The sequence below is a fragment of the Limimaricola pyoseonensis genome (assembly GCF_900102015.1).
Lineage (GTDB): Bacteria > Pseudomonadota > Alphaproteobacteria > Rhodobacterales > Rhodobacteraceae > Limimaricola > Limimaricola pyoseonensis.
Genome location: NZ_FNAT01000001.1, coordinates 741321 through 766480 on the forward strand (window position 1 = coordinate 741321; position 25160 = coordinate 766480).

Sequence of the window (25160 nt, forward strand, 5' to 3'; positions counted from 1 at the left end):
CTCACTCCTCCTGGCCGACGAAGGCTTCGTAGGTGCCGTAGGCCTCGTAGCCGTAGGCGCCGTCATACATCGGCGCGAAGCTGTGCTCCTGCGCCCAGATGAACCAGTTGTCGACGACCGTGCCGGTGAGCAGGATGCCGATGCCGCCGGTGATCGGGGTCAGCACCGCGAACCACCAGGCCCAGCGGTGGATGCTCTCCATCGTGGCGTTGAAGCCCATGGTCCAGCGCCAGAACAGCGCCGCGCGCTCGCTCGCCGTGCCGCGGTCGTAGATCTGCTCGAGCTCGCGGTCGCCGCCGAAGCGGCTGACGGCGAGGATCGTCGCCCCGTGCATCGCGAAGAGCAGCACCGAGCCGTAGAGGAAGACGATCGAGAGGCAGTGGAACGGGTTGTAGTAGAGGTTGCCGTAGCGGATCGAGAAGGCGGTGGTCCAGTCGAGATGCGGGAAGATGCCGTATGGCACCGCCTCGGACCACGAGCCCATCAGGATCGGCCGGAACAGGCCCAGCACCAGAAACAGCCAGATCGCGCTGGCGAAGGCCCAGGCGACGTGCTTGCCCATCCGGTGCATCGCCGCCAGCTGGTAGCAGCGCAGCCACCACAGGCAGACCGAGATCAGCAGGAAGAACGAGGAGATGATGTACCAGCCGCCCTGGTCGAGCGGCGGGATGCGCAGCCCCCATTCCGGCCCCGGCGGCTCGAGCGCCAGCCAGAACAGCTGGCGCAGGAATTCCGGGATCGACCAGCCGACCTGCGCCAGCATGTTGAAGCCGATGATGTTGAGCCACAGCGTGCCGGTGGCGATCGAGACGAGCCCGGCCCAGCCGAGATAGATCGGCCCGAGCTGGGCGTTGCCGATCCAGCCGACCAGCTTGCTGAAGGTGATGCCGCCCGTGCGTTCGCGGCCCATGCCGCCGGTCGGGTCGAGCCCGCGCTCGGGCGCGCCCTGCACCTGCACCTGGCTGAAGATGTTCTGGTACTCGATCATGGCTCAGCTCCCCGCCTGCTGCGACGGCCAGAACGGCAGCTCCAGCCACCAGTCCCACCAGGACGGCCAGCCCTCGGTCCAGACCGGGCCCGAGATGATGATGCAGACCGCCGACCAGAAACCGGCGTTGAGCGCCAGGAGCAGCCCGACCCGGTGGATGCCCAGCGTGCCGACCGAGTAGCCGATGAAGTCGCGAAAGAAGGTGTCCTCGTGGTCGGGCGTCTTCGACGGCTCGCCCTTGCCGGGATTGGCGGCCGAAAGCACGAGCCCGCCATGCAGCGCCAGCGCCAGCGTGGTGGTGAAGAAGAAGGTCACCGCCAGCATGTGCGCCGGGTTGTAGTGGAAGTGCAGATAGGCGTAGCCGGTGTTCGACACCCAGTCGAGATGGCTGAAGATGCCGTAGGGAAAGCCGTGCCCCCAGGCGCCCATCAGGAGCGGGCGGAACACCACCAGCGTGGCGTAGGCGAAGATCGCGACGCCGAAGGCGAAGGGCACGTGGTAGCCCATGCCGAGCTTGCGGCAGATCTCGACCTCGCGCAGCGCCCATGAGACGAAGGCGCCCAGCGCGCATATGGTGATGATCTGCCACAGCCCGCCCTCGAGCAGCGGCGCCAGGCCGAGGCCGTAGCTGAGATCGGGCGGTGCGATGTTGATGAGCCAGGGGTTGAAGGTGCCCTGCTGGCTCGCTCCCCAGAAGATCAGCACGGTGCCGACCAGCGAGAAGAAGAGCGTGGTGACGCCGAAGAAGCCGACGTAGAAGGGGCCGACCCAGAAGTCGAACAGGTCGCCGCCGATCAGCGTCCCGCCGCGGACCCGGTATTTTCTCTCGAAGCTCAGCAGGGCCATCGTCACTCTCCGTTTGCGCACGGCGACGGGCAAGCCCCGCCCCGCGGGAGACACAGCAGATCCGGGGGGTGTCGCGGGCGACCGGATGAGGCCGCCCGCGACGCGAGCGTCCGCCTATTCCGTGCCCGTGCCGTATTTCTCGGCAGAGACCTCGAACCAGTTGTATCGCTCGGTGCTCAACAGGACGAGATGGATCATCACGGCCAGGAGGAAGAGAAACACGCCCTGCGCGACGAACACGCGGCGCGGGTCGAAGATCAGCCAGATCTTGTAGAACTTAGCCATCTCGCCCCCTCCTCAGAGCCATGGACGCCAGATGAACACGGCCAGGTGAGCCAGAACCGCGACTGCCGTGAACAGCCAGAATCCGCTCATGTAGACCGAGTGCAGCTCTGCCGCCTGCTCGTCCGTTAGACCTGTGAAGGACAGGTCCGTGTTATCAGCCATGAAACTTCCTCCGGAAGGTTATGCTGATGCCGCGTGCCCCGCGGCCGGGTTTCCGAAACGCCGGATGGCGCCCCGGAGCCTGCCCGCCCTTCAGGGCGGCCGGACAACGGTCCCGGCGCTCATGCCGAGAAGATCGTGGGCGTCACCTCGTCGGCCGCCGCGCGCGCCCGCGACAGCGGCCCGCGCGTGTCGCTGAGATCGCCGCGCAGCGCGTCGCGCAGCCAGCCCGCCGTCGCGAAGGGCAGCGCCAGCGTGTAGATGACGGTGAAGTAGGTGGTGTATTCCCGGCCGCGCCGACGGCCGGGCCGGCCGGGTTTCGCGGCTCTCGTGGCGTGGATCATCGCAGCTCCTCCTCTGGGGTGGGATCGGGGGCCAGCCCGCGCACCGCGTCGAGCGCCACGCGCTCCGCGCCCGCGGCCAGCGCCGCCGCCTCGGCCGCGTCGCGCAGACCGCGCGCGGCGGAGATGCGGGTCAGGACCGGGTGGCCGGCGAGAATGCGGTCGAGCTCGGCGCGCGCCGCCTCGTCCCATGGCAGGGCGCGGCGCAAAGGCGTCGGCGTGCGCGCCGCCGCGTCCATCTCGGTGCCGAGCGGCAGGATGTGGAACAGCGCGTCGAACAACCCGTTGCAGACCTCCTGCAGCAGGTAGGTCGCGCCGGCATAGCCCATGAAGGGCGTGCCGGTGTGGCGCCGGATCGCCGCGCCTGGAAAGCCCGCCGGGATGAAGGCCGGCTGCGGGCCGTGGCCGGTGCGGGTCTCGGCGAGGTAGATCTTCTCGTTGATCGAGCCGAACAGCACCAGCGGCCGGTGCTTCGCGACCAGCGCGCGCACGGCGTCGTTGTCGGTCTTCTCGCCGGGGCGGCGCGCCACCGCGAAGGCGCAGGGCAGCCCGAGATCGCGCTCGAGGAAATGCCGGATGCCGCGGGCATGGGTCTCGCCCGCGACGATGCCGAAGGAAGCGGTGGCGAAGAAATCCTGCGTGACCGAGCGCCAGAGGTCCCACAGCGGCTTCAGGGTCGAGTGCTTCTCGGTCTCGATGAAGGGCTCGGGGTCGAGGCCGAGGATCTCGCCCAGCTTACGCAGGAAGCGCGTCGTGCTCTCCATGCCGATCGGCGCCTGCAGCCAGGGCTTGCCCAGAAGCTCGGCGAGGCCGTGGCCGAACTCGCGGTAGAGGCAGATGTTGGCGTCGGCGTTCACGAGGTCGCGCATCTCGGCGAGGTGGCTGCCCATGGGCATCACCATGTTGACCTCGGCACCGATCCCCTCGACCAGCCGCCGGATCTCGGCGAGGTCGGAGGGCATGTTGAAGCTGCCATAGATCGGCCCGAGGATGTTGACGCGGGGCTTGGCGCCCGGTTCGCGCGTCTTCTCGGGCGGCATCCGGCCCTTGGTCTGGCCGAACTCTGTGAAGAGCCACGTCATCGCCCGGTCGGCGGCCTGCCACTGGTCCTCGTCGATGGTGCGCGGCAGGAAGCGGCGCAGGTTGGTGTCCTCTGGCGTCACGCCGCCGCCGATCATCTCGGCGATCGAGCCGGTGACGACGACCGCCGGCAGCGCCGGGTCTAGCGTCTTCCACGCCCGCTTCATCGCGCCCTCGGTGCCGTCGCGGCCCAGCTCCTCCTCGCCCAGGCCGGTGACGACGATCGGCAGCTCGTGCGGCGGCAGCGCGTCGGTGTAGTGCAGCACCGAGGTGACGGGCAGGTTCTCGCAGCCGACGGGGCCATCGATCACCACCTGCAGCCCCTTGATGGCGCAGAAGGCGTAGACCGCGCCCCAGTAGCCCCCGGCCCTGTCGTGATCCTGGATCAGCATGGCCGCCCCCGGGCGTCCGGGCAGCGCCCGCCTTCGATCCGGCGATGTGCCCACGCGCCCGCCATCAGATCATCTCCCCGGACTTGGCGGCGCGGGCCTGCTTCTCGAGCTTGCGGCGCTGCTGGTCGCGGAAGTCGGGGCGCAGCTTCGGCGCGCCCTCCCAGACGCCGGCGGTGTCGCCCGCGCCGACGCCCTCGAAGAAGGCGCGCATCGCCGCCATGCGGTCGCGGTTGCCGATCGCGGCGTTGATCACCTGCGCGAGGCTGCCGGCACCCGCCGGGCCCATCAGCGGCCGGGCCGAGACGAGGTTGGTGAAGTAGAGCGCCGGGATGCCCGCCTCCTTGGCCTTCTGCACCACCGGCGTGGTGCCGATGGCGAGGTCGGGCCGGACCGCCTGCATCGCGTCGAGATCGTCCTCGAGCGCGGCGCGGAATTTCACCGTGACGCCGTGGGCGGCGAGCCACTCGGCATCGGCGCGCGAAGCCTCGGTCTTCGGGCAGGCTGTGCCGACGTAGGGCAGCCGCGCGCCGCTCTCGACCAGCAGCCGCGCCACGATCAGCTCGCTGCCCTCGTAGCCGCTGAGCGTGATGGTGCCGTCGATCCGGGCCTCTGAAAGCGCGGCGCGGATCGCGGGCAGGCTCGCCTCCTGCGCCGCCGCGATCTTCCGGGCCGAAAGGCCACAGGCCTCTCCGATGGCGGCGAGCCAGGCCGCGCTGCCCTCGACGCCCACGGGCGCGGAGCCGATCACCGGGCGGCCGGCGGCGCGGAACTCGCGCATGGAGGCCGCGTAGAACGGGTGGATCGCCGCCGCCGCGCCGCAGTCGAGCGCGGCGTAGAGCTCGCGCCATTCGCGGCAGGGCACATTGGGCCCTGCGGCAAGGCCCATCGGCGCCAGCATCCGGCCGATCACCATCGGGTCGGCGGGGAACATCTCGCCCAGAAGCGCCACGCAGGGGCGGTCCTCGCGCCCGGCCTCGGGGCGCGGCACCGGGCCCGCCTCGGCCTCGGCGCGGGCATAGGCGAGCATGGCGCCCGCCAGCACGTCCTTGGCCTCGGCATGGGTCGGCACGCCGAAGCCCGGCACGTCGATGCCGATGATCCGCACGCCGTCGATCTCCTTCGGCAACAGCCGCAGCGGCACGCCCGAGGCGGTCGGCACGCAGAGATTGGTGACGACGACCGCGTCGTAGCGGTCCGGGTCGGCGGTGGCGCGCACCGCGTCGCGGATGTCCTCGAAGAGCTTGCCGGTCACCAGCGTCTCGGAGGAGAACGGCACGTAGCCGACCGAGCGCCGCGCGCCGTAGAAATGGCTGGTGAAGGTCAGCCCGTAGACGCAGCAGGCCGAGCCCGAGAGGATCGTCGCCACGCGCCGCATCCGCAGCCCGACCCGCAGGCTGCCGAAGGCCGGGCACATCGATTGCGGCTTGTCATGCGGGCCGCGCGGGTAGTCGGCGGCGAGCCGGTCGAGCAGGTCGCCCTGCCCGGCCGCGCGCGTGGCGGCGGCCAGCTCGGCCCCGGCATGGCAGCCCGCGCCTTCGGGCGCAGGCGCGGCCGTGCCGGTCTCGATCACCTCGATCGCGCCGTCCGGCCCGTGGCCGACCTCGTATCCCTGCCGCTCAGGCATCGTCGTAGACCACCTCCAGAGACGGTTTCGCCGCGCCGTACTTGCCGCGCATGTCGGCATCGGTGGCGGGTTCGAGCTTGAAATCCGCGCCGGTCGCCTCGGCCGAGAACAGGCCCAGCAGCGCGTCTGGCCCGAGCGGCACGGGATGGCGCGGCGGGGCGTCGGCGGTGTTGCGGGCAAGATCGGCGAAGAGGCCGCCCCAGGGGCCGGCGGCGGTGCCGACGATGCGGTAGTTCGCGGATTTGCGGCGCAGGTCCTCGTCCGCCGGGATCGAGGCCAGCACCGGGATGTCGACGGCCTTGGCGAAGGCCGCGGCCTCGCCGGTGCCGTCATCCTTGTTGATCACCAGACCGGCCACGCCGACATTGCCGCCGAGCTTGCGAAAATACTCGACCGCCGAGCAGACGTTGTTGGCGACGTAGAGCGACTGCAGGTCGTTCGAGGCGACGACGATCACCTTCTGCGCCATGTCGCGCGCGATCGGCAGGCCGAAGCCGCCGCAGACCACGTCGCCGAGGAAGTCCAAGAGCACGTAGTCGAAGTCCCAGTCGTGGAAGCCGAGCTTCTCAAGCAGCTCGAAGCCGTGGATGATGCCGCGCCCGCCGCAGCCCCGGCCCACCTCCGGGCCGCCGAGCTCCATCGCGAAGACGCCGCCGCGCTTGAAGCAGACGTCGCCGATCCTGACCTCCTCGCCCGCGAGCTTCTTCTCGGTCGAGGTGGCGATGATGGTCGGGCAGGCCTTGCCGCCGAACAGCAGCGAGGTGGTGTCGGATTTCGGGTCGCAGCCGATCAGCAGCACGCGCTTGCCCTGCTCGGCCATCATGTGGCTGAGATTGGCCAGCGTGAACGACTTGCCGATGCCGCCCTTGCCGTAGATCGCGATGATCTGGGTCTTCTTAGGCTCCGAGACGGGGACGGCCTCGTCCGGCGTCGCGGCCTCGGCGCGCAGGCCGGAATCGTAGTCGCGCAGGTTCGGGATCTCGGTCACGCGCTGTCCTTCCAGTCGAGGATCATCTTGCGGCAGGCGGGGTCGCCGAAGGCGGTGCGGTAGGCCTCGGCCGCCCGCGCGGCGGGCAAATGGTGCGAGATCAGCCCGTCGAGCGGCAGCGCGCCACGATCGACCAGCGCCAGCACGGCGTCGAGGTCGGGGCGCGTCCATTCGGCCGAGACGCGCAGCCGCGCCTCGCGCAGGAAGGCGGGCGGAAAGGCGAAGCCGAGCGGCCGGGCGTAGAAGCCCGCGAGCACGATCTCGCCGCCGGGCGCGAGCCGGCCGATCAGCGTGTCGAGCAGGTCCGGGTCGCCCGAGACGTCGTAGATGCTGGCATAGTCGCGGCGCGGGTCGTCCTCGGGCGCGACGACCGGGTAGCCGGCGGCGCCGTCGTGGCGGGCCGGGTCCGTTTCCCAGACGGTCGGCGGCGCGACCCCCGCGGCCAGGGTCAGCCGCGCCAGCAGCCGGCCCAGCGTGCCGTGGCCGACGATGAGTTGCGGCGCCCGGGCGTTCGGCGCGGCCATGGCGTGCCGCGCGGTCGCGGCCAGCGCCATGAGCGTGGCGGCGCGGCCGAGCCCGGCGTCGAGGCGGGCGACACGGGCGGCGGGCACGACGAGGCGCCTGGCCGAGGCGCCGAACAGCCCGCGCGCGCCTTCGAAGCAGGTCGCGCCGGGGACGAAGACGGTGTCGCCGACGCGCGGGCCGGTCGCGGCGCGGGTCTCGACCACCTCGCCCACCGCCTCGTAGCCGGGCACCAGCGGGTAGCCCATGCCGGGGAAAGCGGGCATCCGGCCGTCATGCAGAAGCCGCTCGGTGCCGGTGGAAATGCCGGAGTGGCGGATCTCGACCACGACGTCGTCCGCGGCGGGATCGGACAGGCCCAGCGTCGCGACGCCGATCTCTCCGGGTCCGTCGAACAGGATGGCGTCGGCATGCATCGCTACGCTCCTCCGGGCCGGGTCGCGCGACGGGGTCGCGCGGGCATACCGGCCAATCGTATGTTCGTTGTTACATGTCTATATGTCAACTTTGATTTACACATCGACCGTCGTGGCGATGACGACACTTGTCACGAAGGGTCGCAGCGGGCGCGGCGCGCGCACCGTCGCAAAGCCCGCCTCGCGGCACATCGCGGCGATCTCGGCGCTGCTGCGCACCCGGCCCGAGCGCATGGCGAGCGTGTAGAAGGCGAAGTAGACATCGGCCGCGCGGGCCGGCCGGTCGCCGCCCGACATCGGCTCCGAGATCACCAGCCGCCCGCCCGGCGGCAGCGCCGCACGGGCCTTGGCGATCAGGCGTCGCGCCGTGGCGTCGTCGTGGTCATAGAGCACCCGCACCAGCGAGATCGCGTCGGCGCCGGCCGGCAGCGGCCCGTCGCGGAAGGAGCCGGGATGCAGCGCCGTCCGGGCGCCGAGGCCCAGCCGCTCGAACCGCGCGCGCGCGGCGGGCAGCACCGGCGGCAGGTCGAGCAGCATCAACCGCAGCGCCGGATGGCGAGCCGCGGCCGCCGCGAGAAAGGCCCCCGAGCCGCCGCCGACATCGAGCAGCGCGCGCACCCCGTCCAGCGGCGCGAGGCGCAGAGTGTCCTCGGCCACCAGCGCCTGCGTCCTTGCCATCAGCCGCGAATAGGCGGCGGCCTCGGCCGGATCGGGCTCGTCGCTCGCGAGGTAGGACCAGTGGCGCGACACGCGGGTCGGCGCATCGCCCGAGAGCAGCGCCTGCGGATCGGCCATGTCGGCGTAGAACAGGCGGTGATGGCGCAGCATCTCGGCCAGCCCCGGCACGCCCAGCGTCGCCGCGCCGCGCCGCGCGAGGCCGTAGCGCCCGTCGCGGCGGCGGCGCAGCAGCTTCAGCGCCGCCCCGGCCTGCAGAAGCACCGCCATCCGGTCGGGCCGCAGACCCTGCGCCCGGGCCAGATCCTCCGCCCCGCGCGGACCGTCGAGCAGTGCCGCCAGCACGCCGCGCTCGACCAGCGCCGAGAGCACCTGCGCGGCGACGAAGCCCTGCACGAGGTCGAACAGCGCCGTGCCGTCGCGCCGGGCGATGCGGCGCAGCAGCGGCACGCGCTCGACGAAGCTCTGGAAACCGGGGGTGGCCAGCAGGCGGTGGAAGCCCGGCCAGCGGCGCGGCCGGGGCGGCAGCCCTGCGTCGGGCGCGGCCATCAGGCCCGGCTGCGGGCGTGCGGCTGCGGCACCAGCCGCTCGGCCTGCCAGCGCACCATCGCCGCCAGCCGCGCCTCGCCCGGGCAGGAGGGGATCGAGGCGACGACGCCGGCGAGGATGTCCTTCAGCCGCTGCGTCGCGCCCTCGACTCCCAGCGCGGTGACGGCGTTGGGCCGGTCGTGCAGCGGATCCTGTCCGACGGGCTTGCCGAGATCCTCGGCGCTCATCACCGCGTCGCGCAGGTCGTCGGCGACCTGGAACGCCTCGCCGATCCGGGCGCCGAGCTCGTCCCACGGGTCCGGCGGCTGCCCGGCGGCGATGGCGCCCATGCGGGTGGCGGCGACGAAGAGCGCGCCGGTCTTGGCGCGGTGATAGGCCGAGAGGTCGACCTGCGTCTCGCTCTCCCAGCCCTGGCCGGCGCAGATGCCGTCCGGCATGCCGGTCTGGCGCGCCAATGTCGCGACCAGCGGCGCGCAGCGCTCGGGCGCCTCGGCCGCCGCGCGGGCCAGCAGTTCGAACCCCAGCACGATCAGCGCGTCGCCGGTCAGCACCGCCAGCGGCTCGGAAAAGGCACGGTGCACGGCGGGCTTGCCGCGCCGGGTCGCGGCGTCGTCGAAGCAGGGAAGATCGTCATGCACGAGACTGGCGCAATGGATCAGCTCCAGCGCCGCTGCGGCGGCGTCGGCCAGCGCCGGGCGATCGTCGCCGCAGGCCAGCGCCACGGAGAGCAGGATGGTCGGGCGGATCCGCGCGCCGCCGGGCTGCGTCGCATGGGCGAGCGCCCGGGCCAGCCGAGGCGGCGCGGGAGGTGTCCCGGCCCGGGCCAGCGCGTCCGTCACCGCGCGATCTATGCGAAGGCGCAGATCGCCCGGGGGCTCCGACTGTAAATCCGCGAACACATTCATTGTGTCAGTCACACTGGACATGTAGGGTTGTCCTGTCAACTGGTCAGTGAGGCGATGCAGGCGCGGGACGACAGGCAGGACGTTGCGCTGATCGGTGCCGGGATCGGCGGTCTCGCGGCCGCCGGGTGGCTCGTGGCCGCCGGGCGCGACGTGACGGTGTTCGAACGGCACGGCCACCCGGGCGGCAAGCTGCGCGCCCTGCCCTCGCCTGCCGGCCCGGTCGATGCCGGGCCGACGGTGCTGACGCTGCGCGACGTCTTCGACGACCTCTTCGCCGCGCTCGGCACCCGGCTCGAGAAGCACCTCGCGCTTGCGCGGCTGCCGGTGATCGCCCGGCATTTCTGGCCCGATGGCGGGCGGCTCGACCTCACCGGCGACACCGGCCGCGACGCCGAGGCGATCGGACGCTTCGCCGGGTCCGAGGCCGCGCGCGAGTTCCGCGCCTTCGATACCGCCGCGCGCCGGCTCTACGCCGCCTTCGACGCGCCGGTGATGCGCGCGCCCCGGCCCGACCGCGCCCGCATCATGGCCGCCATCGCGCGCACACCCCGCCTGCTGGCCGACCTCGCGCCCGGCGCGACGCTCGACGCACGGCTCAAGGCCCGCTTCGACGACCCGCGCCTCGTGCAGCTCTTCGGCCGCTACGCCACCTATGTCGGCGGCAATCCTCTCCATGCCCCCGCCCTACTGGCGCTGATCTGGCGCGCCGAGGCGGAGGGCGTCTGGGCGGTCGAGGGCGGGCTTTGGCGGCTCGCCGCGGTGCTGCACGAGCTGCTCGCGGCACGCGGGGTGCGGTTCCGCTTCGAAACGGACGTCGCCGCCATCGAGACCGATGCCCACGGCGTCGCCGGCCTGCGGCTGGCCGACGGCACCCGGATCGCGGCGCGCAGCGTGCTGTTCAACGGCGACCCGCGCGCGCTCGCCACCGGGGCGCTGGGGCCAAATGTGGCGCATCTCGCGGCCGAGGCGGCGCGCTCGCGCAGCCTCTCGGCCCATGTCTGGAGCTTCGCGGCACGGGCGGCGGGGCCGGAGCTGGCCCGTCACAACGTCTTCTTCACCGCCGACGGCCGGGCCGAGTTCGCCGCGCTCACCGCCGGGCGCACACCGGCCGATCCCAGCCTCTACCTCTGCGCGCAGGATCGCGGCACGGGCCCCGCCCCCGCCGGTCCGGAGCGCTTCGAGATCATCGCCAACGCCCCGCCCGCCGGGGCCACCAGAGCGCCCGGGGAGGGCCAGACATGTCCGACACGCAGCATCGAGACCCTCGCCCGCTTCGGCCTGCGCCTCGACCCGGCGCCGGGGCCGATGGCGCCGACCCGGCCGGGCGACTTCGCGGAGATGTTCCCGGCGAGCCTCGGGGCGCTCTACGGCCAGAGCCCGGACGCGCTGACGGCGGCGTTCCGGCGGCCGACGGCGCGCACGGCGGTGCCAGGGCTCTACCTCGCGGGGGGCGGGGTGCATCCGGGGCCGGGCCTGCCGATGGCGGCGCTCTCCGGCCGGCACGCGGCCGAAGCGATGCTGAGCGACCGGACTTCTCGGTCGCGGTCCCGGCCGGGGGATACGGCTGGTGGTATCTCGACGCGATCAGCGACGACGGCGGCCGCGCCGTCTCGGCGATCGGCTTCATAGGCTCGGTCTTCTCGCCCTGGTACGGCTGGTCGGGGCGCGGCGACCCGGAGAACCACGTCTGCCTGAACGTCGCCACCTACGGGCCGGGCGGGCGGTTCTGCATGACCGACCGGGGCCGCTCGGCGCTACGCCGCGGCCGCGACGCGCTCGAGATCGGGCCGTCGCGGATGCGCTGGAGCGGCGGGCGGCTGGTGGTCGAGGTCGACGAGGTAGCGGCCCCGCCGCAGATCGGGCGGCTGCGGGGGCGCATCCTGCTGGAGCCCGCGGCCGTGACCGGCATCGAGATGGTGCTCGACGGCGAGGGCGCGCATGTCTGGCGGCCCTTCGCCCCGGCGGCGCGGGTCGTGGTCGAGCTGGGCGACGGCAACACGTGGCGCGGCCACGGCTATCTCGACTCGAATTTCGGCACCCGCCCGCTCGAGACCGATTTCTCGCATTGGAGCTGGGCGCGCTTTCCGGTGCCCGGCGGCGCGGTGGCCTATTACGAGGCGCTGGGGCGCGACGGGCAGCGGCGCGGCGCGGCGATCCGCTTCACGGACGGCGCGGCGCAGGAGATGGCCATGCCCGATCCCGCGCCCCTGCCCCGCACGCTCTGGGGCCTGCGCCGCAGCATCCCGGCCGCGCCCGGCGTCACGCCGCGCCAGCATCTCTCGATGCTGGATTCGCCGTTCTACTGCCGGGCGGCGGTGGCCAGCCGGATCGACGGGGCCGAACGGATCGGCGTGCACGAGACGCTGGACCTGAACCGCTTCCGCGCGCCGTGGCTGAAGCCGATGCTGGCGATGCGGGTGCCGCGCCGGGCGCGCTGGCCCCGGGCCGGGACGGCCTAGGCCTTCGCCTCGGCCGGGTTGAGCCGCCAGACCGCGAGGTTCAGCGCCCCCGCGACGCTGACCCAGGCGAGATAGGGGATGAACATCGCCCCCGCCCAGGGCTCGACCCGCCACAGCGCCACGAGGGTCGCGGCCACGGCCAGCCACAAGAGCGCCAGCACCAGCATCCCGGCGCGGATGCGGCGCAGGCCGAAGAACACCGGCGTCCAGAGCGTGTTGAGCGCGATCTGCAGCGCCCAGAGCGCCAGCGCGAAATCGGCCCCGGGCCGCCCCGCGACCAGCCCGCCCGCCCCGGCCATCAGCAGGTAGAGCGTCGTCCAGGCCACCGGGAAGAGCCAGTCTGGCGGGGTCCAGCGCGGCTTGTTCAGACGGCGGTACCATTCGCCCGGCGGAAACATCGCGCCGGTGGTGCCGGCGGCGAAACAGGCCCCGAGCAGGATCAGCGCGATCGCCCAGTTCACGACGGCCTCGCCATCGGCGCGGCGAGCGCGGTCAGCACGGGGTCGCTCCAATGCGGGCGGGCGGTGTCGGCATGGGCGGCGGCGTCGACAAGGAAGGCGGTCTCCGGCAAGGGGCGGGCGTAGAGCACGGGCGAACGCGGCAGGAGGCCGGTTGTTCCGGCCTGCAGCGCGGCGCGGGCCAGGAGCGCGGCCTTGGCGGCCCGGGTCGTGCGGGCGCGCCCGGCGAAGGGGTCGTGGCCGGCGCGGGTCAAAGCGGTGCCGATCCCGGCATAGACGTGACGCGCGGCGAGGATGCCGGGGCGGCAGGCGAAGGGCAGCGCCGCGATGCCCGCCTCCGAGCGATGGTAGAGCGTGTCGGCCTCGCGCAGCAGCCGGCGGACGACCGACCGGATCGCGGGGCCGGCGGCGGGCGCGGCGAGGAAGCGGTCGGGGTCGAGACCGGCCTCGCGCATCCAGCCGCCCGGCAGGTAGAGCCGCCCGGCGGCGGCGTCCTCGGCCACGTCGCGCGCGATGTTGGTGAACTGCATCGCCACGCCGAGATCGCAGGCCCGCGCCAGCGCGTCGCGGTCGCGCACGCCCATCAGCACGCACATCATCGCCCCGACCGTCGCCGCCACCCGCGCGCAGTAGCCGCGCAGGGCGGAGAGATCGTCGTAGCGCCGTTCCTCGGCGTCCCATTCCAGCCCCTCGATCAGCGCCTCCGGCAGCGCGCGCGGCAGGGCCTGGCTCTCGACGAGCACTGCGAAGGCGCGATCGACGGGCGTGTCGAGCGGCCGCCCGGCACAGGCGCGGTCGAGCCGACGGCGCAGCCGCGCCACGGCGGCCGCCTTGCCCGCGCCGAGATCGACCGCGTCGTCGGCTTGCCGGCAGAAGGCATAGAGCACCAGCGCCGGGTCGCGCACCGCGCGCGGCAAGAGCTTCGAGGCGGCGTGGAAGGAGTGCGAGCCGGCGCGGATCGCGTCAGAGCAGGCCTCGAGATCGGTGGCGGCGCTCATGCGCGCACCTTTGCCGCGTCGGGCACCAGCTGGGCCAGCACCTCGGCGCTGGCCACCACGCCCGGCAGCCCCGCCCCCGGATGCGTACCCGCGCCCACGAGGTAGAGCCCGCGCGCCTCCTCGCTGACATTGTGCGGCCGGAACCATGCGCTCTGGGTCATGCGCGGCTCGAGAGAGAAACCGCAGCCATGCGGGCTGAGATAGCGGTCGCGGAACGTCTCGGGCGTGAAGACGCGCGAGGCGGTGACGCGCGGGCCGAGGCCCGGCAGGAGCTGGTCTTCGAGCACCGCCTGCACGCGGGCCCGGTAGGTTTCGGCCATCGCTGGCCAGTCGACCGTCCCGGCATGGCCGAGATGCGGCACGGGGCTGAGCGCGTACCACGTATCGCAGCCCTCCGGCGCAGCGGTCGGGTCGGTGACGGCGGGGCGGTGGACATAGAGGCTCATGTCCTCGGCCAGCCGCCCGCGCGCGAAGATGTCGTCGAGCAGCGCCCGGTAGCGCGGGCCGTTCAGGATGGTGTGGTGGCCGACATCGGGCCAGTCGCCGCGCGTGCCGCGCGTGCCGAAATGCCAGACGAAGAGCCCCATCGACCAGCGCGCCCGCCTCAGGCGCGGCCCGGTCCAGCGGCGGCGGCGATGGCCGCGCAGCAGCCGGTCGTAGGTGTGGCCCGAGTCGGCGTTGGAGACGACGATGTCGCCGGGGATCACCTCGCCCGAGACCAGCCGCACGCCGCGCGCCCGGCCGCGGTCGAGCAGGATCTCGTCGGCCTCGGCGCCCATCACCAGCCGCCCGCCCTGATCGCGCACGACCTGCGCCATGGCGGCGGCGATCGCCGCCACGCCGCCGGTCGCGCAATGCACGCCGAAGCTGCGCTCGAGATGGCCGACGAGCGAATAGATCGAGGTGACGGAGAACGGATTGCCGCCGACGAAGAGCGGGTGGAAGGACAGCGCCATCCGCAGCCGCGGGTCGCGGACGTAGCGCGCCGCCATGGCGTGCACCGAGCGGTCGGCGCGCAGCCGCGCGAATTGCGGCAGGATCCGCAGGAACGCCGGCAGGCGGTGCATCGGGCGGCGGCCGACATCCTCGAAGCCGATGCCGTATCGGCGTTCGCTCGCCACCATGAAGGCCTCGTATCCCGCGACGTCGCCGGGCGAGAGCCGCGCCACCTCGGCGCGCATCGCGTCCGGATCGGCGCGGACCGCGAGCCGGCTGCCATCGGGCCAGCGGATCTCGTAGAACGGGTCGAGCGGCCGCAGCTCGACCTCGGCGTGAAAGTCGCGCCCGCAGGCGCGCCAGAGGTCGCGGAACACCTGCGGCACGGTGACGATGGTCGGGCCGAGATCGAAGCGGAACCCGTCGACCCGCAGCGCCGAGCCGCGCCCGCCGGGCATGTCGAGACGGTCGATCACCGTGACCCGCCAGCCCTTGGCACCGAGCCGCATCGCCGCGGCCAGCCCGCCCAGCCCGGCGCCGACGACCACGGCATGCGGCCGCAGTCGCGCCCCGGCGGCCTGCAGCAGGTCTGGCTCGGCTTTTGTCAACATGATGACAGCGTAGTAGTGTCAACAAAAGTTGACAATCGCGAAGTTTGCGCCTTCACTGGCAGCACGGGCCGCGTGCGCCGCGGCCCCGCCAGCGGGGAGCGGAGCCATCACCACCGTCAGCCTCAGCCTCTACCGGTTCGCCCCCGGCCCACCGCGGCTCTGGGCCTTCTGGATGATGGCCGAGGCGCGGCTCCGGCTGTGGCGCACGCCCGGTCTGCGCTTCTGGAAGCTCTGCGGCGGCGGCACGCGCGGCGGCTTCACCCCGATCCCGAACATGGAGATCTGCGCCATCCTCGCGGTCTGGCCCGACACCGCGGCGGCCGCGCGCGGCACCGAAAGCGGCGTCTTCGCCCGCTACGCCGCCCGCGCGGACGAAAACTGGACGGTGTTCATGCAGCCGCTTTCGACGCGCGGCCGCTGGGCCCGGCGCGAGCCCTTCGCCGCCGGGGCCGACCCCGGCCGGGGTCCCCTCGCCGTTCTGACCCGCGCCAGCCTGCGGCCGCGCGCGCTGCCGCGGTTCTGGGGCCACGTGCCGGGGGTCGACGCGCGGATCGCCGGCAACCCCGACGTGCTGTTCCGCATCGGCATCGGCGAGGTGCCGTTCCTGCACCAGGTCACGTTTTCCATCTGGCCCGACGCGGCCGCGATGATCCGTTTCGCGCGCGGCGACGCGGCGCATGCCGGCGCGGTCCAGGCGGTGCGCGCGGGCGGCTGGTTCCGCGAGGAGCTCTACGCCCGGCTCAGGGTGGTCGGGGCGCGCGGCAGTTGGGGCGGCACAGCACCGCTCGCCACAGGGGAGGTCGCGGCATGAGCGGACCGGTCTTCAGCTTCTCGGCCATCGTCGGGCAGGACGACATGAAGCTCGCGATGATCCTCACCGCGATCGAGCCGCGGCTCGGCGGCGTGCTGGTCTTCGGCGATCGCGGCACCGGCAAGTCGACCGCGGTGCGCGGGCTCGCGGCGCTTCTGCCGCCGATCCGGGCGGTGGCGAACTGCCCGGTGAACTCGGCCAGCGCCCAAGAGCGGCCGGACTGGGTCGAGGGGCCGGCGGGGCGGCTGACCAGCCGCCCGACGCCGGTGGTCGACCTGCCGCTCGGCGTCAGCGAGGACCGGGTGACCGGCGCGCTCGACATCGAGCGGGCACTGGTCAAGGGCGAGAAGGCGTTCCAGCCCGGCCTGCTCGCCGCCGCCAATCGCGGCTATCTCTACATCGACGAGGTGAACCTGCTCGAGGACCACATCGTCGACCTGCTGCTCGACGTCGCGCAGTCGGGCGAGAACCTGGTCGAGCGCGAGGGGCTGTCGATCCGCCACGCGGCGCGCTTCGTTCTGGTGGGCTCGGGCAACCCCGAGGAAGGCGAGCTGCGGCCGCAGCTGCTCGACCGGTTCGGGGTCTCGGTCGAGGTGCGCTCGCCCACCGACATCGAGGAGCGGATCGAGGTGCTGCGACGCCGCGACGCCCTCGAGACCGACCCGGAGGGATTCGCCGCCCGCTGGCGGCGGCACGACCTGCGGGTGCGCCGCGCGATCCTCGCCGCGCGCGAGAGGCTGCGCGATGTCGAGGCCCCCGAGGCGGTGCTGCGCGACTGCGCGGAGCTGTGCCTCGCGCTCGGCGCCGACGGGCTGCGCGGCGAGCTGACGCTGCTGCGCGCCGCGCGGGCGCTCGCGGCCTACCGGGGCGAGGCGCGGCTCGGCCGGGCGCAGCTGCGCCGGGTCGCGGCCATGGCGCTGAGCCACCGCTTGCGGCGCGACCCGCTGGACGAGGCGGGCTCGGCCGCGCGGGTGGGCCGCGCCGTGGCGGAGGTGTTGGCATGAGCGAGGGCTGGGCCGACGCGGCGCTGGCACTGCGGCTGCTGGCGCTCGACCCCGCGGGCCTGGGCGGGCTGCATCTGCGGGCGCGGGCCGGGCCGGTCCGGCAGGCCTTCGAGGACGCGCTGGCGATCGTGCCGCTGCCGCTGCGGCGGCTGCATCCCGGCATGGGCGCCGATGCGCTCGACGGCGGGCTGGATGTCGCCGCGACGCTGGCCGAGCGGCGGCCCGTCCGCCGCGACGGCTGCCTCGCCGCGCCGGCGCTGCTGCTCCTGCCGATGGCGGAGCGCGCCGCGCCCCTGCTCGCGAGCCGCCTCGCCCGCGCGCTCGACACTAGGCGCGGTGCGGCGCTGATCCTGCTCGACGAGGGCGCGGAGGACGAGACCGCGCAGAGCGGGCTGGTCGACCGGCTCGCCTTCACGATCGACCTGCACGCCGTGCGCTGGCAGGACGTCGCGCCCGTCGCGGCCGTGCCGGATCCGCCGACCGCCGAACCCGCGATGCCGCCCGAAGCCTGCCGTGCCATGGGGCTGGCCGCCGCGACCTTCGGCATCGCGAGCCCGCGCGGGCCGCTTTTCGCGTTGCGCGCCGCGCGGGCGCACGCCCTGCTGCACGGCCGGGCCGAGGTCCGCGACGAGGATCTCGCCGTGGCGGCGCGCCTCGTGCTGGCCCCGCGCGCCACGCTGCGGCCCGTGTCGGAGACGCCGCCGTCCGAGCCGGAGGCCCGCCCGGAGCAAGGGCCCGAGCGGTCGGCCGACACCGACGGCACCGCCCTGCCCGACCGGCTGGTGGCCGCGATCCGTGCCGCCCTGCCGCCGGGCGCGCTGCCGCAGGCCGACCGCCACGCCGCGCCCGGCAAAGGCGCGAGTTCGGGCAGCGGCGCGCGGATGCCGGGCCAGCGGCGCGGCCGCCCCCTGCCCGCCCGCGCCGGCCGCGCCGGCGACGGGCGGATCGACCTCTTCGCCACGCTGACCGCCGCCGCGCCGTGGCAGGCGCTCCGGCGGCGCGGGATGGCGCCGGACGACCGGGTGCTGATCCGCCCCGAGGACCTGCGGCAGCGCCGTCACGAGGACCGGGCCGACCGGCTGCTGGTCTTCGTGGTGGATGCCTCCGGATCGGCCGCCGTGGCGCGGCTCGCGGAGGCCAAGGGCGCCGTCGTCTCCCTGCTGGCCGAAGCCTACGCGCATCGGGACCAGGTGGCGCTGGTGTCGTTTCGCGGCGCCGGGGCCGAGCTGCTGCTGCCGCCGACGCGGGCGCTGGTGCGGGCCAAGCGGCAGCTCGCGGCGCTGCCGGGCGGCGGCGGCACGCCTCTGGCCTCCGGGCTGCGGGCGGCGCTCGAGGTCGCCGCCGCCGGCCGCCGGCGCGGCATGGACCCGACGCTGGTGCTGCTGACCGACGGCCGGGCCAATGTCGGGCTCGACGGCACGGGCGGCCGCGGCGCCGCGATGGCCGATGCCGAGGCGATGGCGCGGCAGGCCCGGGACGCGGCCCCCGCGGGGCTGGTGATCGACACCGCCCCCCGTGCCACGCCCGAGACCGAGCGGCTGGCCGGGCTGATGGGGGCGCGGCGCCTCGCCCTGCCCCGGGCCCGCGCCGATGCGATCGGCGCGGCGATCGCCGCAAGCCGCGCCGGCTAGCGCGGTGGACTGGCAGCGCGACCTGCCCGCATGGCCCAACCACGCGTATTCCCGCCGGCTGCGCTGCGCCCCGCATGACTGGCACGTGCAGGAGCTCGGCACGGGCGAGACGCTGCTGCTGATCCACGGTGCCGGCGCCTCGGTGCACAGCTGGCGCGACCTGCTGCCAGCGCTGGCGCGGGACCGGCACGTGGTGGCGATCGACCTGCCGGGCCAGGGCTTCACCCGGGCCGGCCGCCGCGACCGGTTCGGGCTGGAGCCGATGGCGGCCGACATCGCGCGCCTCGCCGAGGCGCAGGGCTGGCGGCCCGCGGCGCTGATCGGCCATTCGGCCGGCGGCGCGATCGCGCTGGCGCTGTCAGAGCACCTGCGTGCGCCCTCTGGCCGGCCGCCGGTGGTGGTCGGCATCAACGCCGCGCTCGGCCGCTTCGAGGGCATCGCGGGCTGGCTGTTTCCGCTGCTGGCCAAGGCCCTCGCCGCCAACCCGCTCGCGCCGCGCCTGCTGACGCTCGGCGGGCCGAAGGACGCGCTGGCGCGGCGGCTGATCGAGGGCACGGGCTCGCGCATCGATGCGGCCGGTCTCGCCTGCTACGCGCGGCTCATCGGCGACCCGCAGCATGTCGGCGCCACGTTGCGGATGATGGCGCAGTGGAACATCGATCCGCTGCTCGACCGGCTGCCCGAACTGCAGGCGCGCTGCGTCCTGATCGCCGGCGCAAGGGACACGGCGGTCCCGCCCGAGGTCGCGCGCGAGGCAATCGCCCGGATGCGGAACGCCACGCTGCGGCTCCTGCCGGATCTCGGCCACCTGGCGCATGAGGAGGCGCCCGACCGGATGCTCGACGCGATCACGGAGGCGATCGAGGCGCGCGGTTGAGCGGCCCGGGTGCCGCGCCGGTGGTGGGGCGGTGGACCTGCGGTCGCGACCGTCTTGCGGCCTGACCATGGGCACCCCTGCACGGGCCGGCATGGCGACGGCACTGCTCGCACGACGGCATGGATCATGTGCCTGCGCGCGATGCGCGCCCCCGCATCAGGCGGCCGTCTCGGCCACGATGCCGGAAATCGCCTGGACCAGGCTTTCCTCGGTGACCTCCTCGGAGGTGAAGGTCCGGATGACCTTGCCATGATGCATGGCGACGATCCTGTCCGAGACATGCAGCACCTCCGGCATCTCGGAGCTGATCACGATCACCGCGAAGCCGTTCGCCGCGAGATCCCGGATCAGGTTGTGGATCTCGGACTTGCTGCCGACATCGATGCCGCGCGTGGGCTCGTCCACGATCAGGACGTTGGGGTGCATCGAGAGCCATTTCGCGATGACGATCTTCTGCTGGTTGCCGCCCGAGAGGTTGCCGACCTTCTGCCGCCAGCCCGGCGTCCGGATGTCGAGCTTGTCGCGGTACTGGTCGAAGATCGCGATCTCGGCGCCTTCGGCGACGAACGGCCCGGCCTTCAGGTCATCGACCTGCGGCAGCGTCATGTTGTCCCGGCAGTTCATGCCGAGCACCAGGCCCTGCCCCTTGCGGTCTTCGGGGACCAGCGAAATGCCCCTGGCGATCGCCTCGACCGGAGAGCCGATGCGGACCTCCTCGCCGTCCAGCAGGATCTGCCCCGCGTCGGGATCGCGCAGGCCGAACAGGGTCTCGGCGACCTCGGTGCGCCCGGCCCCGACCAGCCCGTAGAAGCCGAGCACCTCGCCGCGGCGGACCTCGAAGCTGACGTCGCTGTAGAGCCGGCCGCAGCTCAATCCGCGGACCTCGAGGGCCACGGCCCCGACCTCCGCGTGGTTGATCTTTCGGCTGAGGTCGAGCTTGCGCCCGATCATCAGCTGCGTCAGCTCTTCCTCGCTGGTCTCGGCGGTGTGCAGCGTCCCGCGATACTGCCCGTCCCGCAGGATGCTGATGCGGTCGGTCATGTGGAAGATCTCTTCCATGCGGTGCGAGATGTAGATCACCCCGACGCCGCGCGCCTTCAGGTCGGCGATCACGTCGAACAGCACGACCTTCTCGGCATCGGTCAGCGAGGCGGTCGGCTCGTCGAAGATCACCGCCTTCGCGTCCACGGTGAGCGCGCGGGCGATCTCGACCATCTGCTGGTTGGCGAGCGAAAGATCACCGACGCGGGTCTGCGGCGTGAAGCCGACCTTGAGCTTGTCGAGAATGGCCGCGGTCTTCTCGTGGAGACGGTCCCAGTCGACGCGACCGAAGGATTTGCGCGGCAGCTCGCCCAGATAGACGTTCTCGGCGACCGACAGCTCCTCGGCCAGGCTCAGCTCCTGGTGGATGAACACCACGCCCTTCGACTTCGCGTCGAGCGGCGAGGCCATGATCGTCGGCTCCTCCCCGATCAGGATCCTGCCGCTGTTGGGTTGCAGCACCCCACCGAGAACCCGCATCAGCGTCGACTTGCCCGCGCCGTTCTCGCCCATCAGCGCGTGCACCTCGCCCGGCAGCACCGTGAGCGACACGCCATCGAGCGCGCGGACCCCGGGGAACGTCTTGACGATGTCCTGAAGGCGCAGGGCCGGTGTGAAACTGGTCATGTCCTCAACTCTCCCTTGGCCTTGCGGTTCAGCTGGCGATCCAGGAACAGGACCGCGATCAGGATGCTGCCGATCACCAAATTGACCGTCTCGGTATCGGCGCCGATATGGCCGAGACCCTTGCGCAGCAGCTGGATCGCCAGCACGCCGCCCAATGTCGAGATGATCGAGCCGGAGCCGCCGGTCAGCTTGGTCCCGCCCAGCACTACGGCGGTGATCGCCCAGAGCTCGTAGAGCGAGCCGTCATTGGGATTCACCGAGCCGCTTTCGGAGTAGAAGACCACGGCGCTGAGACCGGCGAGAAAGCCGATGATCATGAAGTTGATCATCATGTGCGGCCCGACGCGGATACCGGCGTTCACCGCCGCCTCGCGATTGTCGCCGATGGCATAGGCGTTGCGGCCGTGCACGGTGCGGGTCATCAGCAGCCACAGCGCCACGGCGACACCGAGCAGGAACCACGTGGCCGTGTGCAGCCCCAAAAACTGCGCCTCGGCGAAGTCGACCAACGTCCAGTTCAGGTGCGAGGTCGGCTGCTCGCCGTTGAACATGAAGACGAGCCCGCGATAGCCGAGCATGGCCCCGAGGGTGACGATGAAGGCGTCGACGCCGGTCTTCCAGACGATCAGGCCGTTGATCGCCCCGAGCACGACACCGGTCAGCAGCGCGAGCCCCCACGACACCGGGATCACCCAGTCGCCGAGGCCGGTCAGGAACGGCCAGCTCATGCTGTCGAGAAGGACGACCGCGCAGAGCGCGAAGATGGCGCCGACCGAGAGGTCGATGTTGCCGTTGATCATGATCACGGTCATGCCCAGCGCGATGATCCCGATCGGGGCGGACTGCTTGAACAGCAGCAGCATGTTGTCGAGATCCATGAAGGCGTTCTGCGACAGCGAGAGGTACTTGCCGGCCACGGTGAAGAAGACCAGCTCGAGGACGATGAAGCCCCAGATCGCGCCCTGCTTCAGAAGGTCGTTGGTGTTGAGGGTGTTCATCATTGCCTCCCCTATGCGATCGGCGACCAGAGACGGCCGCGATTGGCCGCGATGTCGAGCCAGACCGCGAGGATGATGATCACCCAGGTCACGACATACTGGACGTAGAACTCGAGCCCGACCAGGAGCAGCCCGTTCTGGATGAAGCCGAGGATCAGCACGCCGATCACGGTCTTGAACACGGTGCCGGAGCCGCCCAGCAGCGACGCGCCGCCGAGGATCACCGCCGCCAGCACCTCAAGTTCGAGCCCCTGCCCGACGGTGTTCTGGCTGCCCATCGACCGGCTGGCCTGCAGAAGGCCCGCGCAGGCGACGCAGAAGGACGAGATGACGTAGGTCAGGAACACGACGCGGGCGCGCCGGATGCCGGAGAAGGTGGCGGCGACGCCGTTTCCGCCGACGGCGTAGACCTTGCGCCCGAAGGCGGTCTTGGCCAGCAGCAGGCTCAGCAGCGCCGCCAGCAGCGCGAACATCAGGATCGGCACCGGGATGCCCAGCGCGGAGCCCTGGCCGAACAGGCTGAACCAGGTCCCCTCCTTGTCGGCGATGTCCATGTTCTTGCCGCCCGAATAGGTCAGCGTCAGGCCATGGATCGCCGACAGCATGCCCAGCGTGACGATCAGCGAATTGAGCTTCAGGTAGCCGACGAGGAACCCGATCAGCGCCCCGAGGCACATCGTCATCGCGAACATCGCCGGGATGGCCAGCGACGGGCCGATCTTGTCGTGCAGGTCAAGCACCACGATGGTCGAGAACGACATCATCGACCCCACAGAGAGGTCGAGGTTGCCGCTGATGACGACGAAGGTGACGCCGAGCGCCATCACCCCGAGGATCGCCGAGGACCGGATCACGCCCAGCACGTTGTCGACCGCCAGGAAGCGCTGGTTGGCCAATGTGAAGCCGATGATGAATATCACGAAGGCCACGAGTATGCCTTGCCGGGCCAGGAACTGTCCGACGTCCCTCTTGGTCATCTCCGCCATGCCGTCCTCCCCGAATTTCCGTGCCATTGCCTCAGACTAACGTCATTCCGCCGTCGATCATGACAATCTGGCCGGTCATGTAGTCGCTGTCCCGCGATGCCAGGAACGTCGTCGTCCCTGTTATGTCCTGCGGCGTCGCCACGCGGCCGCGCAGGATGTCGGAGGAGAATTCCTCCATCGCCTGCCCCGGCCGCTCGGCCGCGCCGATGCTCATGAGGTCGCGGTCGACCCCTTCCCACATCTCCGTGGCCACGACGCCGGGCGCGAAGCCGGTCACCGTGATGTCGTGCTTGGCCAAGTCCCTTGCGCCCGACTGCGTCAGCGAGACCACGGCCCATTTCGACGCGCAGTAGGGCGCGACGTTGTCGAAGCCCTGCCGGCTGGCCACGGAGGCCGTGTTGATGATCTTGCCGCCGGAGCCCTGCGCGATCATCTGGCGCGCCGCCTCCTGCATCCCGATCAGCGCCCCAAGGCCGTTGACGTCCATGATGAAGCGCCAGTTCTGCTCGGTCACGTCCAGGAAGTTCATGGGCTTGTTGACGCCGGCATTGTTGAACTTGACGTCGAGCTTGCCGAAGACGGAGACGGCCTGCGCGATCATCGCCCTGACCTGGCTCCTGTCGGTCACGTCGACCACCGCGTGGGTCACGAGGCCGCCATTGCGCTTGGCCCGCGCCTCGTTGGCCGCCGCGACCTCGGCCACTTTGGCGGCGTTGATGTCGGCAAAGCAGACATCCGCCCCCTCGTCGAGCAGCGCCTCGCCGATGGCCCGGCCGATGCCCTGCGCGGCTCCCGTGACGATGCACGAGCGTCCCGAGACACGTCCCATGGTGCCCTCCCGTCTGCGAAATTGGCTTTGTCGGCGAGAATGCACGGAGCCTTGCCGCCCCGTGCATTCCCGGGAGGGGATCAGAAGACGGGCTTGTCGAACTGATCCATGTTTTCCTGAGTGATCTTCGGCGTGTCGAAGTAGTTCAGGAACGGCACCTCTGCGCCCGAGAGGACGTCGAGGGCGGTCTTCAGGGCGGCCTCGGCGTCATCGACCGGCGACTGGTAGATCGAGCCCCAGTACTCGCCGCGCTCCATCGCCTCGTAGCCGACCGAGAAGTTCGTCGCGCCCACGAAGATGATGCCGTCGCGGCCGGCCGCCTTGGCGGCGTTCAGCGCGCCGACGCCCATGTTGTCGTCGCCGGCATAAACCCCGTCGATGTCGTCATACTTGACGAGGAACGCCTCCATCACCTTCTGCGACTTCTCGCGGTTCCAGTCGCCGGGCTGGGTCTCGACCAGCGTCACGTCGGGGCAGACCTCCGGCAGGCGATCCTCGAAGCCCTTGGCCCGCTCGATCGCGGTGGTGTAGCCCGGCTGGCCGGAGATCTGCACGATCTGGGCCTCGGTCTCGATGCCCATCTCGGTGAACTTCTCGCACATGATCTCGGCGGCGCGGGCGCCCTGGGTGATGTTGTCGGGGCCGGAGAAGGAGGCCGCGAACTCGAAGCCCTGCTCGGCGATGTTCGAGTTGGTCACGATCACCGGGATGCCGGCGCTGTGGGCCTTGCGGACGGCGGGCACCACCGCCTCGCCGTTGGTCGGCCAGATGATGATCGCGTCGACCTGCTGCTGGATCAGGTCCTCGACCTGCGCGATCTGGCGCGCGACGTCGCCGCCGGCGTCGAGCACGACGGCCTCGATGTCGGGGTTGGCCTGGGCCGCCGCGATGAACGCCTTCTCGTAGGTGGTCTGGTAGCTGTCGACGCCGACATTGTTCTGCGTGATGCCGATCTTCATCGTGTCGGCCGCGGCGGCCCCGGCCGCGACGCTGCCGACCAGCGCGGTGGTCACGGCAATACGGGCTTTGATCGAAATGGTCATGTCTGGGCTCCTCCCCAAAGATCCGTGTCTTCGTGATTGCGGCTGTTCCCCCAGCCCGGGACCTGCCCGATGCAATCTGAC

General features: G+C 72.1%; 25 protein-coding genes. 6 read left to right on the forward strand and 19 right to left on the reverse strand.

What is annotated here, in order from left to right; genetic code table 11:
• Position 1: 1 nt before the first annotated feature.
• From pufM to BLT43_RS03585, 11 genes are all read right to left on the reverse strand, one after another.
• Positions 2-988: a photosynthetic reaction center subunit M gene (gene pufM, locus BLT43_RS03535; RefSeq protein ID WP_090110102.1), complete on the reverse strand. Its 987-nt coding sequence runs from the start codon at positions 986-988 to the stop codon at positions 2-4.
• 3 nt (positions 989-991) lie between these two features.
• The gene (gene pufL / locus BLT43_RS03540; protein WP_090110104.1) at positions 992-1834 is read right to left on the reverse strand and encodes a photosynthetic reaction center subunit L; all 843 of its coding nucleotides are present in this window, start codon (positions 1832-1834) and stop codon (positions 992-994) included.
• A 114-nt stretch (positions 1835-1948) separates the two neighbouring features.
• Positions 1949-2119, reverse strand: coding sequence for a light-harvesting antenna LH1, alpha subunit (gene pufA / locus BLT43_RS03545; protein ID WP_090110105.1), 171 nt, complete (start codon positions 2117-2119; stop codon positions 1949-1951).
• Positions 2120-2131: 12 nt separating this feature from the next.
• Positions 2132-2281 (reverse strand): light-harvesting antenna LH1, beta subunit, encoded by a 150-nt coding sequence (gene pufB / locus BLT43_RS03550; RefSeq protein ID WP_090110107.1) that lies wholly within the window; start codon positions 2279-2281, stop codon positions 2132-2134.
• A 119-nt stretch (positions 2282-2400) separates the two neighbouring features.
• Positions 2401-2622 carry a cytochrome PufQ gene (gene pufQ / locus BLT43_RS03555; RefSeq protein ID WP_090110109.1) on the reverse strand — a complete coding sequence of 74 codons (222 nt, stop codon included), beginning with the start codon at positions 2620-2622 and terminating at the stop codon, positions 2401-2403.
• Positions 2619-4091 (reverse strand): chlorophyllide a reductase subunit Z, encoded by a 1473-nt coding sequence (gene bchZ, locus BLT43_RS03560; protein ID WP_090110111.1) that lies wholly within the window; start codon positions 4089-4091, stop codon positions 2619-2621. The genes pufQ and bchZ overlap by 4 nt, the downstream gene beginning before the upstream one ends.
• 64 nt (positions 4092-4155) lie before the next feature.
• Positions 4156-5715, reverse strand: coding sequence for a chlorophyllide a reductase subunit Y (bchY, locus tag BLT43_RS03565; protein WP_090110113.1), 1560 nt, complete (start codon positions 5713-5715; stop codon positions 4156-4158).
• Positions 5708-6703 (reverse strand): chlorophyllide a reductase iron protein subunit X, encoded by a 996-nt coding sequence (locus tag BLT43_RS03570; protein WP_090110115.1) that lies wholly within the window; start codon positions 6701-6703, stop codon positions 5708-5710. The genes bchY and BLT43_RS03570 overlap by 8 nt, the downstream gene beginning before the upstream one ends.
• A complete protein-coding gene (gene bchC, locus BLT43_RS19225; protein ID WP_090110117.1) occupies positions 6700-7641 on the reverse strand; it encodes a chlorophyll synthesis pathway protein BchC in 942 nt (313 codons plus the stop codon). Before bchC ends, BLT43_RS03570 begins: the two co-directional genes overlap by 4 nt.
• A gap of 96 nt (positions 7642-7737) precedes the next feature.
• A complete protein-coding gene (locus tag BLT43_RS03580; protein ID WP_090110119.1) occupies positions 7738-8865 on the reverse strand; it encodes a methyltransferase in 1128 nt (375 codons plus the stop codon).
• Positions 8865-9704 carry a polyprenyl synthetase family protein gene (locus BLT43_RS03585; protein ID WP_423222110.1) on the reverse strand — a complete coding sequence of 280 codons (840 nt, stop codon included), beginning with the start codon at positions 9702-9704 and terminating at the stop codon, positions 8865-8867. Before BLT43_RS03585 ends, BLT43_RS03580 begins: the two co-directional genes overlap by 1 nt.
• Positions 9705-9824: 120 nt before the next feature.
• On the opposite strand from BLT43_RS03585, the gene crtD reads away from it, so the two are divergent.
• Both crtD and crtC read left to right on the forward strand, forming a co-directional pair.
• Positions 9825-11399, forward strand: a complete 1575-nt coding sequence (gene crtD / locus BLT43_RS03590; protein WP_090110123.1) for a 1-hydroxycarotenoid 3,4-desaturase CrtD — start codon at positions 9825-9827, stop codon at positions 11397-11399.
• Complete coding sequence (gene crtC, locus BLT43_RS03595; RefSeq protein ID WP_423222113.1) at positions 11396-12229, forward strand: carotenoid 1,2-hydratase; 834 nt, start codon at positions 11396-11398, stop codon at positions 12227-12229. Before crtD ends, crtC begins: the two co-directional genes overlap by 4 nt.
• On the opposite strand, the gene tspO is transcribed toward crtC, so the two are convergent.
• Genes tspO through crtI form a run of 3 tightly spaced genes read right to left on the reverse strand, consistent with a single transcriptional unit; the run spans position 12226 to position 15232 of the window.
• Positions 12226-12690: a tryptophan-rich sensory protein TspO gene (gene tspO, locus BLT43_RS03600; protein WP_090110125.1), complete on the reverse strand. Its 465-nt coding sequence runs from the start codon at positions 12688-12690 to the stop codon at positions 12226-12228. The genes crtC and tspO overlap by 4 nt on opposite strands.
• Positions 12687-13685, reverse strand: a complete 999-nt coding sequence (locus tag BLT43_RS03605; RefSeq protein ID WP_090110127.1) for a phytoene/squalene synthase family protein — start codon at positions 13683-13685, stop codon at positions 12687-12689. The genes tspO and BLT43_RS03605 overlap by 4 nt, the downstream gene beginning before the upstream one ends.
• Positions 13682-15232, reverse strand: coding sequence for a phytoene desaturase family protein (gene crtI / locus BLT43_RS03610; protein ID WP_090110128.1), 1551 nt, complete (start codon positions 15230-15232; stop codon positions 13682-13684). Before crtI ends, BLT43_RS03605 begins: the two co-directional genes overlap by 4 nt.
• Before the next feature lie 28 nt (positions 15233-15260).
• Between crtI and crtA the strand changes: the two genes are divergently transcribed.
• The 4 genes from crtA to bchO are packed head-to-tail and all read left to right on the forward strand — an operon-like array spanning position 15261 to position 19555.
• Positions 15261-16043 (forward strand): spheroidene monooxygenase, encoded by a 783-nt coding sequence (gene crtA / locus BLT43_RS03615; RefSeq protein ID WP_423222111.1) that lies wholly within the window; start codon positions 15261-15263, stop codon positions 16041-16043.
• The gene (gene bchI / locus BLT43_RS03620) at positions 16040-17047 is read left to right on the forward strand and encodes a magnesium chelatase ATPase subunit I (protein WP_090110129.1); all 1008 of its coding nucleotides are present in this window, start codon (positions 16040-16042) and stop codon (positions 17045-17047) included. The genes crtA and bchI overlap by 4 nt, the downstream gene beginning before the upstream one ends.
• Entirely contained in the window at positions 17044-18678 is a 1635-nt protein-coding gene (locus BLT43_RS03625; RefSeq protein ID WP_090110130.1) for a VWA domain-containing protein, read from the forward strand. The genes bchI and BLT43_RS03625 overlap by 4 nt, the downstream gene beginning before the upstream one ends.
• A gap of 4 nt (positions 18679-18682) precedes the next feature.
• Positions 18683-19555, forward strand: a complete 873-nt coding sequence (bchO, locus tag BLT43_RS03630; RefSeq protein WP_242652201.1) for an alpha/beta fold hydrolase BchO — start codon at positions 18683-18685, stop codon at positions 19553-19555.
• A 156-nt stretch (positions 19556-19711) separates the two neighbouring features.
• On the opposite strand, the gene BLT43_RS03635 is transcribed toward bchO, so the two are convergent.
• From BLT43_RS03635 to BLT43_RS03655, 5 genes are all read right to left on the reverse strand, one after another.
• Positions 19712-21223 (reverse strand): sugar ABC transporter ATP-binding protein, encoded by a 1512-nt coding sequence (locus tag BLT43_RS03635; RefSeq protein WP_090110132.1) that lies wholly within the window; start codon positions 21221-21223, stop codon positions 19712-19714.
• On the reverse strand, positions 21220-22221 hold the full coding sequence (locus tag BLT43_RS03640; RefSeq protein ID WP_090110133.1) for an ABC transporter permease: 1002 nt from the start codon (positions 22219-22221) through the stop codon (positions 21220-21222). Before BLT43_RS03640 ends, BLT43_RS03635 begins: the two co-directional genes overlap by 4 nt.
• 11 nt (positions 22222-22232) lie before the next feature.
• Positions 22233-23207, reverse strand: coding sequence for an ABC transporter permease (locus BLT43_RS03645; protein WP_090110134.1), 975 nt, complete (start codon positions 23205-23207; stop codon positions 22233-22235).
• Positions 23208-23238: 31 nt separating this feature from the next.
• Positions 23239-24036 carry an SDR family oxidoreductase gene (locus BLT43_RS03650; RefSeq protein ID WP_090110135.1) on the reverse strand — a complete coding sequence of 266 codons (798 nt, stop codon included), beginning with the start codon at positions 24034-24036 and terminating at the stop codon, positions 23239-23241.
• 80 nt (positions 24037-24116) lie between these two features.
• Positions 24117-25079: a sugar ABC transporter substrate-binding protein gene (locus BLT43_RS03655; protein WP_090110136.1), complete on the reverse strand. Its 963-nt coding sequence runs from the start codon at positions 25077-25079 to the stop codon at positions 24117-24119.
• Positions 25080-25160: the final 81 nt, after the last annotated feature.